The organism is Leifsonia sp. NPDC058248, assembly GCF_042881905.1.
Taxonomy (GTDB): Bacteria; Actinomycetota; Actinomycetes; order Actinomycetales; family Microbacteriaceae; genus Leifsonia.
Genome location: NZ_JBHVXB010000006.1, coordinates 200,350 through 213,339, shown reverse-complemented (window position 1 = coordinate 213,339; position 12,990 = coordinate 200,350). Strand labels below are relative to the sequence as shown.

At 70.1% G+C, this 12,990-nt stretch carries 16 protein-coding genes; 6 read left to right on the top strand and 10 right to left on the bottom strand.

Annotated features, from left to right (window positions below; translation table 11 throughout):
* Positions 1-166 precede the first annotated feature (166 nt).
* Genes ACFVV5_RS11875 through ACFVV5_RS11865 form a run of 3 tightly spaced genes read left to right on the top strand, consistent with a single transcriptional unit; the run spans position 167 to position 1,817 of the window.
* Positions 167-595 (top strand): hypothetical protein, encoded by a 429-nt coding sequence (locus ACFVV5_RS11875; protein WP_387243822.1) that lies wholly within the window; start codon positions 167-169, stop codon positions 593-595.
* The gene (locus ACFVV5_RS11870) at positions 589-804 is read left to right on the top strand and encodes a helix-turn-helix transcriptional regulator (protein ID WP_387243818.1); all 216 of its coding nucleotides are present in this window, start codon (positions 589-591) and stop codon (positions 802-804) included. The genes ACFVV5_RS11875 and ACFVV5_RS11870 overlap by 7 nt, the downstream gene beginning before the upstream one ends.
* Positions 805-821: 17 nt before the next feature.
* The gene (locus ACFVV5_RS11865; RefSeq protein ID WP_387243815.1) at positions 822-1,817 is read left to right on the top strand and encodes an NAD(P)-dependent alcohol dehydrogenase; all 996 of its coding nucleotides are present in this window, start codon (positions 822-824) and stop codon (positions 1,815-1,817) included.
* Between the two features lie 38 nt (positions 1,818-1,855).
* On the opposite strand, the gene ACFVV5_RS11860 is transcribed toward ACFVV5_RS11865, so the two are convergent.
* Genes ACFVV5_RS11860 through ACFVV5_RS11835 form a run of 6 tightly spaced genes read right to left on the bottom strand, consistent with a single transcriptional unit; the run spans position 1,856 to position 6,412 of the window.
* The gene (locus ACFVV5_RS11860) at positions 1,856-2,170 is read right to left on the bottom strand and encodes a CHY zinc finger protein (RefSeq protein WP_387244151.1); all 315 of its coding nucleotides are present in this window, start codon (positions 2,168-2,170) and stop codon (positions 1,856-1,858) included.
* A 5-nt stretch (positions 2,171-2,175) separates the two neighbouring features.
* On the bottom strand, positions 2,176-2,772 hold the full coding sequence (locus ACFVV5_RS11855) for an energy-coupling factor transporter transmembrane component T family protein (RefSeq protein WP_387243812.1): 597 nt from the start codon (positions 2,770-2,772) through the stop codon (positions 2,176-2,178).
* Positions 2,766-3,452: an energy-coupling factor ABC transporter ATP-binding protein gene (locus ACFVV5_RS11850; protein ID WP_387243808.1), complete on the bottom strand. Its 687-nt coding sequence runs from the start codon at positions 3,450-3,452 to the stop codon at positions 2,766-2,768. The genes ACFVV5_RS11855 and ACFVV5_RS11850 overlap by 7 nt, the downstream gene beginning before the upstream one ends.
* Positions 3,449-4,588: a thiolase family protein gene (locus ACFVV5_RS11845; protein WP_387243805.1), complete on the bottom strand. Its 1,140-nt coding sequence runs from the start codon at positions 4,586-4,588 to the stop codon at positions 3,449-3,451. The genes ACFVV5_RS11850 and ACFVV5_RS11845 overlap by 4 nt, the downstream gene beginning before the upstream one ends.
* Positions 4,569-5,765: a class I adenylate-forming enzyme family protein gene (locus ACFVV5_RS11840; RefSeq protein ID WP_387243802.1), complete on the bottom strand. Its 1,197-nt coding sequence runs from the start codon at positions 5,763-5,765 to the stop codon at positions 4,569-4,571. Before ACFVV5_RS11840 ends, ACFVV5_RS11845 begins: the two co-directional genes overlap by 20 nt.
* Positions 5,762-6,412: a biotin transporter BioY gene (locus tag ACFVV5_RS11835; protein ID WP_387243799.1), complete on the bottom strand. Its 651-nt coding sequence runs from the start codon at positions 6,410-6,412 to the stop codon at positions 5,762-5,764. The genes ACFVV5_RS11840 and ACFVV5_RS11835 overlap by 4 nt, the downstream gene beginning before the upstream one ends.
* An 83-nt stretch (positions 6,413-6,495) precedes the next feature.
* Between ACFVV5_RS11835 and ACFVV5_RS11830 the strand changes: the two genes are divergently transcribed.
* Positions 6,496-7,116, top strand: a complete 621-nt coding sequence (locus ACFVV5_RS11830) for a TetR/AcrR family transcriptional regulator C-terminal domain-containing protein (RefSeq protein ID WP_387243796.1) — start codon at positions 6,496-6,498, stop codon at positions 7,114-7,116.
* Positions 7,117-7,147: 31 nt separating this feature from the next.
* Here ACFVV5_RS11830 and ACFVV5_RS11825 read toward each other — a convergent pair whose 3' ends face one another.
* The 3 genes from ACFVV5_RS11825 to ACFVV5_RS11815 form a co-directional block, all read right to left on the bottom strand.
* Positions 7,148-7,534, bottom strand: coding sequence for a DUF3566 domain-containing protein (locus ACFVV5_RS11825; protein WP_387243793.1), 387 nt, complete (start codon positions 7,532-7,534; stop codon positions 7,148-7,150).
* A 233-nt stretch (positions 7,535-7,767) separates the two neighbouring features.
* Entirely contained in the window at positions 7,768-8,406 is a 639-nt protein-coding gene (locus tag ACFVV5_RS11820; protein ID WP_387243790.1) for a ScbR family autoregulator-binding transcription factor, read from the bottom strand.
* Between the two features lie 145 nt (positions 8,407-8,551).
* On the bottom strand, positions 8,552-8,899 hold the full coding sequence (locus ACFVV5_RS11815; RefSeq protein ID WP_387243787.1) for a VOC family protein: 348 nt from the start codon (positions 8,897-8,899) through the stop codon (positions 8,552-8,554).
* Between the two features lie 103 nt (positions 8,900-9,002).
* On the opposite strand from ACFVV5_RS11815, the gene poxB reads away from it, so the two are divergent.
* Positions 9,003-10,736 (top strand): ubiquinone-dependent pyruvate dehydrogenase, encoded by a 1,734-nt coding sequence (poxB, locus tag ACFVV5_RS11810; protein WP_387243784.1) that lies wholly within the window; start codon positions 9,003-9,005, stop codon positions 10,734-10,736.
* Between the two features lie 75 nt (positions 10,737-10,811).
* The gene (locus ACFVV5_RS11805; RefSeq protein WP_387243781.1) at positions 10,812-12,497 is read left to right on the top strand and encodes an LCP family protein; all 1,686 of its coding nucleotides are present in this window, start codon (positions 10,812-10,814) and stop codon (positions 12,495-12,497) included.
* On the opposite strand, the gene ACFVV5_RS11800 is transcribed toward ACFVV5_RS11805, so the two are convergent.
* Positions 12,490-12,984, bottom strand: coding sequence for a MarR family winged helix-turn-helix transcriptional regulator (locus ACFVV5_RS11800; RefSeq protein ID WP_387243778.1), 495 nt, complete (start codon positions 12,982-12,984; stop codon positions 12,490-12,492). The two genes, ACFVV5_RS11805 and ACFVV5_RS11800, sit on opposite strands and share 8 nt — an antisense overlap.
* Between the last annotated feature and the right edge of the window lie 6 nt (positions 12,985-12,990).

Here is a 12,990-nt window from a genome sequence, read left to right as displayed (position 1 = left end):
TTTTTTATAAGAGACCGGTCCTGACTTGTTGGGCCCAACCCCGCTTTTTCGACCAAACAAGACAGGACTCGATCGCGTGGTGACCGCTGGTGTCAGAGATTCTTGACATGGGGTCCGATTTGTTTTACCTTGGTCATGTCAGGTTTCTTTTACATGGGAGTGTGCGATGGCATTCGAAGAGAAGAACGCATGGTCGTTCTTGATCATCTCGGTCGTGGGTTACGCGATCTATCTGGTCATCGTCCTGTCGAACTCGAACGGGCAGCCGCTCGTCGAGGTCGACTACGTGCCCGCGCTGCTCTGGACGGTGGGCGGCGCGATCGTCGCCAACATCGTGGCCAACATCGTCATCGCGGTCTCCAAGCCCAAAGAGGCGGACAAGCGCGATCAGCGCGACCGCGAGATCAAGCAGTACGGCGACCGCATCGGCCAGTCGTTCGTGATCATCGGCGCTGTGGGCGCCCTCGTCCTGGCGATGTTCGAGGCCGGCTACTTCTGGATCGCGAACGTCGTGTACCTCTGCTTCGTGCTCTCCGCCGCGCTCGGCTCGGTCGCCAAGCTCACCGCCTACCGGGGAGGCTTCCCGAAGTGGTGAAGCCGACCAGGGTCACCAACAGCATCCGTTCGCTGCGCTTCACCGCCGGCGAGATGACGCAGGCCGACCTCGCCGATCGCATCGGCGTCACGCGCCAGACGGTCATCGCCATCGAGCAGGGCAAGTATTCGCCCTCGCTCGAGCTCGCATTCCAGATCGCACGCGTGTTCGGGGTTCCCCTCGACTCCGTGTTCCAGTACCCCGAATAGTCCGGAAAGGACTCATCATGTCCACTTCAACCCGCGCCACGACGATGACCGCCGTCGCGCAAGACCGTTACGGCTCGACCGACGTGCTCAACGTGTCCCGGATGCCCGTTCCGGCACCCGGCCCGAACGACGTGCTGGTGCGGGTGCGCGCCGCCGGCGTGGATGTCGGCGTGTGGCACCTCATGACCGGCCGTCCGTATCTCATGCGCATGATCGGCTTCGGCTTCCGCGGTCCGAAGGCGCGGATCCGCGGGCTGGCGTTCGCCGGGCGGGTGGAGTCGGTCGGCTCGGCGGTCACCCGTTTCCGGCCGGGCGACGACGTGGTGGGCAGCGCTCAGGGCGCCTTCGCCGAGTATGTCGCGGCACCCGAGACCAGCATCACCCGGATGCCCGGCGGAGCCGGCTACGAGAAGTCCGCCGCCCTCCCGATCTCCGGGGTCACCGCGCTGCAGGCAGTGAAGGCCGCCGGCGTCACCGCAGGTCAGCGCGTGCTTGTGATCGGTGCCGCCGGCGGGGTCGGGACCTACGCCGTGCAGCTCGCCGTCGCCGCCGGCGCGACGGTGACGGGTGTGTGCAGCGGGCCGAAGGCCGAGCTCGTGCTCAGTCTTGCCGCCGCCGACGTCATCGACTACACCCGCTCTGAGATCACCGCCGGCGATCGCCGGTGGGACGTCATCATCGACACGGCGGGCAACCGTCCGCTCTCCGTGCTGCGCCGGGCGCTCACGCCGGACGGCACGCTCGTGCTGGTGGGCGGAGAGGCGGGAGGCGCGGTGCTCGGCGGGATGGAGCGTGTCGCGGCAGCGGGCATCCGGAACCGCTTCACCACTCAGACGCTGCTCGGCCTCCTGTCGAAGGAGAACGCGACCGACCTCGCCGAGCTCGTCGGGCTCGTCGAGGCGGGCACGCTCGACCCGGCGATCGACACCGTCTATCCGTTGGCCGAGGCGGCCGCCGCTGTGAAGCACATCGCCGACGGGCGCGCCCGCGGCAAGGTCGTGCTCTCGGTCTGAGGCTCGGCGCCGGCGCTGCGCGCGTCAGGCGCCACGCGTCAGGCGGTCTCGAAGTAGAGGTGGGTGTGCAGCGCGCAGCCCGGGTTGAAGGGTGCGGCGCAGGCCGGGCACCCGGAGACTGTGAGGTACTCGGCGATGGTCAGCTCGGTCGAGCAGACACCGCAGATCACGGCATGCTCGTCGCGCTCGTCGAGATGCCACTGCTCGGCGGGGTGCCCGGCGCACTCGGCGTGGCAGAGGTGGCACGGGTAGTAGTCTCCACAGCACCGGAACTTGATGGCGATGACGTCTTCGGCCGTGCCGTAGTGCACGCATCGGGTCTGGTCGTCGATCGTCTTGCCGTGGATGAGCATCCCGTTCACCGTACGCCTCTCGCGGTGAGGGCTTCACCCAGCTCGTCCGCGTGCTTGAGCGAGACGACCAGGAACGGGATGACGAAGCCCGGGATGCTCATCCGGACTCCGCGTGCCCGCTGAGCTTCGCGCACGCCGGCGGCGAGGCGCGCGAGCACGGGGATGGTCGTGATGGTCACGGCGAGCACGAGGGCGACGCGCTGCGGCTCGACCCCGATCCGGCGGAACGGGCTCAGGCCGCGTTCGAAGGCGTCGAGGAGATCGGACACCCGAGTGGTCAGCACGAGCAGTCCGGCGATCAGGATCGCCGCCACCACCCGGGAGGTGTTCGCGACGGCGAGTTCGACCGGAAGGAACAGCAGCTGTGCGCCGAGCGTGATCACGATCACCCAGCGCACGGCGACCGCCTGCCGTCCGAGTTCACCGAGGCCGAGCCCCGACACGAGGTAGGCGGCGCAGGTCACCGCCGCCGCGACGCCCGCCGCCCATAATGTCGACGGCAGCAGCGAGACCGCGAGCACGACGACGAGGATGGCGGTGGCCTTCGGTCCGGCGGGAGCACGGTGCAGCCAGCCCGTTCCCGGGCGGTAGAGGGTCAGCATCGCAGGAGCGCCTCGTACTGCTCGATCACGTCGCCGGGCTCGCCAACCGCGGCGAGGCGGCCGCCGTCGAACAGCACCGCGGCGTCGCAGCGCGCGGCCAGCCCGAGGTCGTGCGTGACGAGCACCAGGCCGCGGTCCGCATCCGCCAGCAGATGGTCGGCGATGAGCCGCGCGTTGCGGGCATCGAGGTAGGCGGTGGGCTCGTCGGCGATCACGAGGGACGGCCGGCGGATGAGCGCGGCGCAGAGGGCGAGCAGCTGCTTCTGGCCACCCGACAGATCGTGCGCCGGATGCTCGGCCAGGTCGCTCAGCCCGAACTCGGCGAGGGCGTCGGCGACGCGTTCGGCTGTCACGTCTTTCGGCAGGCGTTCGCCGCGCAGGGAGAAGGCGGCGTCTTCGGCCACGGTCGGCATGATGATCTGGGCATCCGGATTGCTGAACACGAAGCCCACCCGCTTTCGCAACTCGGCCGAGTGCCGGGCGGGGTCGAGGCCCATCACCGACACCGAGCCGGACTCGGCGGAGACGAGGCCGCCGAGCAGGCGGGCGAACGTCGACTTCCCCGAGCCGTTGGCGCCGATCACGGCGATCCGCTGGTGGTCGAGGCTGAGGTCGACGGACTCGAGCACGAGGCGATCGCCGAGCCGCACGGTCGCGCCGCGGAGGTCGATGGCGGTCATCGCACCACCTCGAAGACCGCCGCGACGCCCATCCCGCCCCCCACGGATGCCGCGGCCACGCCGATGGTCCCGGCCGGCGCGCCGGACCGCACCAGTCGCGAGAACAGGCGCACGACGGCGACGGCCCCGCTCGCACCCCACGGATGCCCGAGCGCGAGGGCCCCGCCGTCGGCGCACACGCGCCGGTCGGTGTCGCTCACTCCCAGCTCGGCCAGCACGGCGAGGAGCTGTGCGGCGAAGGCCTCGACGATCTCGAACGCGGCCACGTCGGGCAAACCCAGCCCCGCACGCTCGAGCGCGGCGGAGATCGCGGGCGCGGCGCCCAGGCCGGGAAGCGCGGGGTCGCACCCGACGGTGGCGTGCGCGAGCAGCGCCAGCCCCGGTGCTCCGCCGGTCGTGCCTGCGGGCGCGAGGAGCACGGCCGCGGCCCCGTCGCTGATGCGGCAGGAGTTGCCCGCCGTCACGCTGCCATCGTCGAAGACGGCCGGGAAGCGGGGGAGCATCCGGTCGGTGACGGTTCCCGGTGCGTCGTCGCGGTCGAGGCTACCGAGGTTCACGAGCTCGCCGCGGAACGCGTCGCGGGTCTGGGCGTCGAGCGCGAGGCGGTGGCTGCGCGCCGCGTAGGCGTCCTGCCGTTCCCGGGAGATGCCTGCGACGCGGGCGAGGTCGTCGGCTGCGCGGGCCATGTCGGGGTCGGGGATGCCCGCCGGGGCGAACGGCGCGCGGTCGTAGGGGACCCCGTCGATCGAGCGGACCGGAGCCGTCGACGCGCTCTCGGCGCCTCCCGCGACCCGGAGCCGGTCGTCACCGGCGCGGATGGCCGTCGCCGCCTCCAGGATCGCCGCGAGTCCGCTGCCGCACTGGCGATCGATCGTCATACCCGGCACGCTCGCATCCAGGCCGGCGGCGAGTGCGGCCACCCGAGCGGGGTTGCCACCCGGCCCCATGCAGTTGCCGAGCACGACGTCACCGAGCGGCCGCACGCCACCGAGCGCGTCGAAGCCATCCCGGATGCTCGCCCGGATGACCGGCGCGGCCAGCCGCTCGACCGTCACATTCGCGAGGCCACGACCGCGCGTGCCGATCGGGGTGCGCCGGGCGGCGACGATCACGGGGTCACCGGACGGAGTCGTCAAGGGACGCCACCTCCCCGGAGAGCACGCGGCGGACGATCTCGGCCCGGGCCGGCTTGCCCGTGACGGTTCTGGGCAGCTCGCCCATGCCGAACCAGCGGCGCGGCAGGTGGGTGAGCGTCAAGCCGGCGGCTGCCTGCGCCCGCAGCGAGGTGATCGCCGGCATCGTGCGCGACGGCTCGGGTTCGATGACCGCGGAGACGAGTGCGCCCACGCCCGCGTTGGGCAGGCCGAAGACGACGGCATCGCCCACTCCGTCGATGCCGCGCAGAACGGCCTCGACCTCGGACGGGATGACGGTGGCGGCGGCGGTCAGGATGGCGCCGTCGGCGCGGCCGCGCAGCTGGATCTGCCCATCGGCGACGTCGGCGAGGTCGCCGACCGTGGACCAGCCCTCGCCGTCACGCCGGAACGGCCCGCCGTCGCCGAGGTAGCCCGACGACACGAACGGGGAGCGCACCCAGAGGACGCTCTCGCGCGACTCGACGTCCACGCCCGGGAACGGCCGCAGACCGTCGCCCTCGTCGACGGCGACGAACGACAGCTCGGCGGCGCCGTAGTACCCGACGACCCGGATGCCGTGGCCCGCAGCGCGCTCGCGGAGCGCGGGATCGAGGTCGCTGCCGCCGACCAGTGCGACGCGCAACCGGTGCGGAGCATCGCCGTCGATCGCCTCGACGACGCTCTGCAGGGCCCGAGGGGTCCCGTGGAACACGGTGGCGCCGGCGAAGTCCCGGGCGACGACAGTGTGCGCGCTCGGGAGGGCGAGGGTCACGCCCGCGGCATGGGCATGCGCTTGGGCATGCGTGTGGGCATGCGCGATCGAGAAGAGGGAGAGGGAGGACGCGGGCGGCGCGGGGAGGTAGATCACGTCATCCGGCCGCAGCTCGAGCAGCGCGTCGATCGCAGCAAAGGATGCGGACCACGACTCGGCGGTGCGCACGACGATCCGCGGCGTGCCCGTGCTTCCCGAGGTGAGCGCGGCCCAGGCCAGTTCGGGCCGTCGCGGTGCATGCGCGACGGAGCGGCGGATGCCCGCCCAGTGCTGCGGCGTCCAGCGGTCGTCGCCGACCAGCGGGATGCCGCCGGCCGCGCGAACGCGGAGCACGGCCGCGACCAATCGGGCCGGGTCGCTGTCGATCAGCGGGACGATCTCGCCCGGGCATCCGGGGCCCGTCACCGAACGCGCGACCCGTCGGAGGTCTGCGCGGGCTGGGCTGCTTGGGATGGCTGAGCGGCGGGGGCCGCCGTGGTCGACCGCCGGCGGTCGAGCGAACGGAAGGCGCGCGGATACGCGCGGGCCAGCGTCATCGTGATCGCCACGGCGATCGCCGCCTTGACCAGGTCGCCCGGGAGGAACACCGTGCTCTGCAGCGCCGTCTCGGCGAGCGGCAGGCGCGTGACGAGCGCCTGGACCGGGATCCCGAACGCGTAGATGGTCACGATGCCGCCCACGAGCACGCCCGTGATGGTGCGCGTCCAGGTGATGCGGCCGCGGGCGTGCACGATGGCGCCGATGACGAACGCCCCGACCACCCAGCCGATCAGGTAGCCGGCGGACGGCCCCGCGAAGACGCCGATGCCGCCGCGTCCGCCCGAGAGCAGGGGAAGGCCGACTGCGACCAGCGCCAGGAAGACGAGCATGGAGATCGCGCCGCGCCAGGGTCCGAGGATGGCACCGGCGAGCATGACGCCGAGGGTCTGCGCGGTGATCGGCACGGCGCCGAACACGGTGAAGCCTCCCGGCAGGCCGAGCACGGCGACAATGGCGGCGAAGACGGCGATGCGGGCGATGTCGGTCGCGTCGACGCGCAGGCGTCTGGTCATCTCGGGCTCCTTCTCGGTGGCTGCTCATGAACACAGTTCACCTGAACGCTGTTCACCTGAACGGTGTTCACTATACTTGCGCCGTGGCAGCATCCGAAAGCGCAAGCGCCAGGAACGGACGGCACTCCCGCGACGACGTCGCCGAGACGGCCCTCCGTATCCTCGACGAGTACGGACTCCCCGACCTCACGATGCGTCGACTGGCGGCGGCGCTCGACGTGCAGCCGAGTGCGCTCTACTGGCACTTCCCGAACAAGCAGACCCTCTTGGCGGAGCTCGCCGACCGCATCGTGGCGCGGGGCCGGCCGAAGCCCTCCGCGCGCACCGACTGGGTGCAGCGAACCCGCGACGAGACCTCGGCACTCCGGGATGCGCTGCTCGCCTACCGCGACGGAGCAGAGGTGGTCTCCAGCACGTTCGCGCTCGGGCTCGGAGCATCCGCCCCCCTGGCCAGGCTCACCGCCGCGGTCGAAAGCGGAGGTTTCGACGCGGAGACCAGCCGCATGGCCGCGACCGCGCTGCTGCACTTCATCCTCGGTCACGCGTCGCACGAGCAGCAGCGGCTCCAGTACGACAGCCTCGGCGTGCTGGCCGACGGCGCGACTCCGGATGCTCTCGACAGCGACCGTGATCAGGCGGACTCGTTCGAGTTCGGGGTGACCTTGCTGGTCGAGGGTCTGGCCCACCACCGCGTCACTCGCTGAGGCCGACCGCTCGGCCGGGCATCCGGTGCCGTCAGTCTTTGCCGAAGCCGACCTTCGCGCCCCCGGTCATGCGGGAGGCCAGATTGAAGAGCGCGGCGACGATGGCGCCGAGCGCCGTGACCACGATCAGTTCGAGCAGCGCGACCACGAGCGTGTAACTGAGGACGCTCTGAAAGTTGAGTCCGGCGAAGAGGGCGGAGCCGTTGTCGCCGGCGATGTCGGTGAACAGCGATCGCACCGAGTCGATGATCCCGGTGCGCTCGAGGAGGTTCCAGGCCAGGAGCGCGACCACGATGGTCACCGCTGCCACGCACAGGGCGACGAGGAACGACAGTTTGACGGCCGACCAGAAGTCGATGTAGACGAGGTGCATCGTGACGCGATTGCTGCCCCGTTTGCCGGCTCGCGGTTTTCCCATTGACGTTCCTCCCCAACGCTGACGCCGCGACAGTGCGGCGATTCCCCCGAGGTCAGTGTAGCGAGCGCCGTGCTCCCGGCGAGTGAGCGCCCCTTCCGCTTGTGCGTCCTCACGAGGATGAGCGGCGAACATACCGATCGTCCGGTTGTATGCAGTATCCTGGACGAAGGTGCCGACGTTCGCGTTGACCGTCACAGATTGGGGGTGTGACGGTCAGTCGGCGCCTTATGTTGTCAGGCCGCCGCCGGGATCAGGCCCGACAGCCCTTTGAGGCTCTCATAGCGCTCGGCGGGCACGATTCCGGGAAGCAGCACGATCCACATCTCCCGGATGCGCTGCAGCAGGTCGGCGCGGCCGGCGAGCGTCGCCGAGACCAGCTGCACGCCGGTGTACGCCGGGATGATGAAGTGCGCCAGCATCTCCGGGTCGACCGCCGGAGCGATATCGCCGTCCTCGATCGCGCGCCGCGCCAGGTCCTCGAACATGTTGAGCCAATCCCGGTACGGGTCGGTGATCGGTCGCTCGAAGTTCGAGACCTCGGTCGTGAGCCGGATGCCCGCCTGCACCACCGGATCGGTCACCAGCTGGCGGCCGAGGCTCGCGCACAGGAGGAGCATCGACTCCAGCGCCGGCCTGCCCTGCTCGAGCACGGTCGCGCCGGCCGAGAACGACAGCTCGTGCTGCTGTTGGATGACCGCGTGCGCGAGCTCGTCCTTCGACTGGAAGTGGAAGTACAGCGCGCCTTTTGTCACGGAGGAAGCCGCGGCGATGTCGGCGATCGAGGCGAGCCCGTAGCCATTGCGCTCGAAGACCGTCGCGGCGCCGCGGATGATGGCGTCCCGAGTCGCTTGAGCGCGCGCCTGTTGGGCCATGCGAGATGTCTCCTGCGGTGGGGGTGTGCGGGTGACGCTGCACTCGGCCCACGGCCGGGAGCAGTTACGTACACCGTAATGGATCACGGTGTGCAAGAACCCGGAGAATCGCGCGTCGCAGAGGACGAAGGCTCGTGCGCCAGGGTCACTCCGTGTTGTTGGGCCTCCAGACCGCGAATCGGTTACCGAGCGGATCGACCAGGTGGGCGAAGGTGATATCTCCGTTGTCGATGATCGGCAGGGCCACCGTCGCGCCGAGCTCCTCGGCCCGCGCCACGGCTGCCGCGACATCGTCGACGTGCACGTAGAAGACGGCCCACGAGCCGCCGCCCATCGCGGTGGTGTCCCACAGGCCGCCGGCGTCGCCGTCGACCATGCTGTAGTGGGCTTCGGATGGCGGGCCGATCTGCCAGCCGAACAATCCGGAGTAGAAAGCCTTGCTCGCTTCAGGGGCGGGCGTCCCGATCTCGAAGTAGTCGACACGGTTGCTCATGCAGCGATTGTGGACGGATGTGCGGGGCGTGGCAATACCCTCCCGCACGAGAGACCTGCGGCGTATGTTCGTAGCATCCGACCTACGCCGAGAAGGGGTCACTATGCCCACCGTCGCCGACACCATCGTCGAGATCATCAAGGATGCGGGAGTGGAGCGGGTCTACGGGCTCCCCGGTGACTCGCTGAACGGCTTCACGGATGCGCTGCGCCGCGAGGGGAAAGTCGCTTGGCAGCACGTCCGGCACGAGGAGGCGGCCGCGTTCGCCGCCGCAGCCGAGGCGGCGCTGACCGGCGAGCTGGCGGTGTGCGCAGGAAGCTGCGGGCCCGGCAACCTCCACCTCATCAACGGACTCTTCGACGCCAACCGCAGCCGGGTGCCCGTGCTGGCGATCGCCGCCCAGATCCCCGGCCCCGAGATCGGCAGCACCTACTTCCAGGAGACGCATCCGCAGGACCTGTTCCGCGAGTGCAGCGTGTACACCGAGCTGGTGAGCATCCCGGAGCAGTTGCCGCGGGTGCTGGAGATCGCGATGCGGACCGCGATCGAACGGCGCGGGGTGGCCGTCGTGGTCATCCCGGGCGAGGTGTTCCTCGCGAACAGCGCCGGGCGCCGCAAATCGGCCCCGATCACCTACTCGCCTCGCGTCACACGGCCGGCCGACGCGGAAATGCAGGCCGCTGCCGACCTGCTGAACTCGGCGCGCAAGGTCACCATCCTCGGCGGCGCGGGAACCGAAGGTGCGCACAGTCAGCTGGTCGCCATCGCCGAGAAGCTGAAGGCCCCGGTCGTGCACGCCCTGCGCGGCAAGGAGTTCATCGAGTACGACAACCCCTACGACGTGGGGATGACCGGACTGCTCGGGTTCTCATCCGGCTACCGCGCGATGGAGGGCTGCGACGCCCTGCTGATGCTCGGCACCGATTTTCCGTACCAGCAGTTCTATCCGTCCAAGGCGAAGATCATCCAGGTCGACATCCGGGGCGAGCAGCTCGGGCGCCGCAGCCCGGTCGATCTCGGACTGGTCGGCAGTGTGAAGGACACCGTGGATGCTCTGCTGCCGCTGCTCAAAGACCGAACAGACACCAAGCATCTCGACTCCTCGACGGCGCACTACGCCAAGGCCCGCAAGAGCCTGGACGACCTGGCGGTGAACGACCGCAACCGCACGCCGATCCATCCGCAGTACGTGGCCAGGCTGATCAGCGAGCTGGCCACGGAGGACGCCGTGTTCATCCCGGACGTCGGCTCGCCGGTGGTGTGGGCGTCCCGCTACCTCGCGATGAACGGCCACCGCCGCCTGATCGGCTCGTTCTCGCACGGCACGATGGCGAACGCGCTGCCGCACGCGATCGGCGCGCAGTCCGCCTTCCCGGGCCGGCAGGTGGTGGCGCTCGCCGGAGACGGCGGTCTCGCGATGCTCCTCGGCGAGCTGCTGACGCTGCGCCAGAACAAGCTGCCGGTGAAGATCGTGGTGTTCAACAACTCGTCGCTCAACTTCGTCGAAGTCGAGATGAAGGCCGCCGGATTCGTCAACTTCGGCACGGGGCTCGACAACCCGAATTTCGGCGACGTGGCCACTGCGATCGGCCTGTTCGGTCAGCGGGTCGAGAAGCCGGATGACCTGCGCGGCGCCCTCGCGGCTGCGTTCGCGCACGACGGACCGGCCCTGGTCGACGTGGTCACTGCGCGCCAGGAGCTGTCCATCCCGCCGGCGATCACGGCGGAGCAGGTGAAGGGATTCACGCTCTATGCGCTGCGGACCATCATGTCGGGACGGGGCGACGAACTGATAGATCTCGCAGACACGAACGTGTTCCGGCGGCTGTTCGACTGAGAGCCCGCTGACGATTCGTCGGGAAACGCCGTTGTCGGCAGTCGTTTCGCAGCAAGACCCCTCTAGCGTTTCTGTGTGCGACGCCCGACCTTCCCTGCGCCTGACGAGCCGCGTGACGACCGTGAACCTGCGACCGAGATCTTCGGCCACGTTCCGGTGGACCCGCGACGGCCCGTCCGTGCGACGCGCCCGGCAGACCGGCGTGCGACGGAGGGGCCGGTCGCGCCCGGCGGCTTCGGCGGATCCGGTGGGTCCGGTGCCGGCGGTTCCGGCGGCTCTGGCCCTGGCCCTGGCCCCGGGGGCCCGGGCGGCCCGGGTCGTCCGCGCAAGCGGCGCACCCGCACGAGGCGAATCATCGGCTGGACGGCCCTCGGCCTGGCCGTGCTGCTCATCGTCGTCGGCGGCTACGCGACCTACAGCTACTTCCGGTTCGTCGGCGGCGTCACGCACGTCGACGCCATCGCTTCGACGAACAAACCCGCGAACGATGTCGACGGCCAGGCGGAGAACATCCTGCTGGTCGGCGACGACCACCGGCCCGACGGTGCGTCCCAGGCAGAGCTCGATCAGCTGGGGACGACCGCCGACGGCGGTGGCACCAACACCGACACCATGATGGTGCTCCACATTCCGGCAGACGGGCGCTCGGCAACGCTGATCTCCCTGCCGCGCGACTCCTGGGTCGACGTTCCGGGTCACGGGATGAACAAGCTCAACTCGGCGTTCGCGCTCGGGGGCGGCACCAACGGCAATGTCGCCGGCGGCGCCCGCCTCCTCATCCAGACCGTCCAGAACCTCACCGGGCTCACGATCGACCACTACGTGCGCATCTCCCTGCTCGGCTTCTACGACATCGCCCAGGCGCTCGGGCCCATCCAGGTGTGCCTCAACGGCGCCGTGGACGATCCGTACTCCCAGGCGAAGTTCCCCGCCGGCATCTCGACGCTCGACGCCCATCAGGCCCTCTCGTTCGTCCGCCAGCGGCACGGTCTTCCGCGCGGCGACCTCGACCGCGTCGTGCGCCAGCAGTACTTCCTCTCCGTCGAGGCGCACAAGTTCCTCTCGGCGGGCACGCTGCTGAACCCCGGAAAGCTCACCTCGGTGCTGGATGCGGTGAGCGGCTCCCTCGAGACCGACCCCGGTCTCAACTTCCTGGCGCTGGCGGCCCAGATGCAGGGTCTCACCGGGGGCAAGATCCAGTCGGCGACCATCCCCATCTCGGGCACCCCGACCATCACCGTCGACGGCAGCGACCTGTCGATCGTCCAGGTCGACACCGCGGCGATGCCCGCCTTCATCCAGAAGGTCGTCGGGCAGCCCAGCGCTTACGAGAAGGCCACTGCGTCCAAGCCGGCGGACGTGACCGTGACCGTGCTGAACGGCGGCTCGGCCGACGGCGCCGCGACCACCGCATCCGCCACTCTCCACTCGGCCGGCTTCAAGACGGCCGCGCCGGGCAACGCGAGCACCCGCGCCACGACGCTCATCCAGTATCCGAGCGGCCAGGAGGCGCAGGCCAAGGCCGTCGCCGCCTACCTGCCGGGCGCGGCCGTTCAGCAGACCGCGCTGGTCACGGGCGTGACGGTCGTCCTCGGCGACGACGGCATCATGCCGACGGCGCCGAGCCCGAGCGGCGGCTCCGGCGGCTCGAGCGGCGGCAGCACGGGGGGCTCGGGCGGCTCCGGCGGGTCGTCCGGCGGATCGTCGCCGACGCCGAGCTCGCCCGCGTCTAACTACAGCGACACGGTCTGCATCAACTGACGGTCGAGCCGGATTCCGCCTCGATCGCCGCGTTCATCTGCTGCGAGATGGTCAGGAACTCGGCCTGCTGTTCGGGAGTCAGATCGTCGAACAGCAGACGCCGGATGGTCGCCGTGTGCCCGGGGAGCGCCCGCACGACGACGCGTCTGCCCTCGCCGGTGAGGTGGATGTAATTGGCGCGACGGTCTTCGGCGCACTCCTGCCGGTCCACGAAACCGCGGGCGGCCATCCGGGTCACCTGGTGCGAGACGCGGCTCTTCTCCCAGCCGGTCATCGCCACGAGCTCGCGAACGCGCAGGCGGCGGCCGGGGGAGCGGATGAGTGACATGAGCACCTCGAGCTCGGAGATGGAGATGCCGCTGTCGCGCTGCAGCTGAGCATCCAGAGCCCGATCGAACCCGCGGCGCATCCGGTAGAACGTGTCGAAGAGCTCGATCTCTTCGGCAGTCAACTTACGCGGGTCGGGCTTCGGGCGTGCGCTCGGCATAGGTCA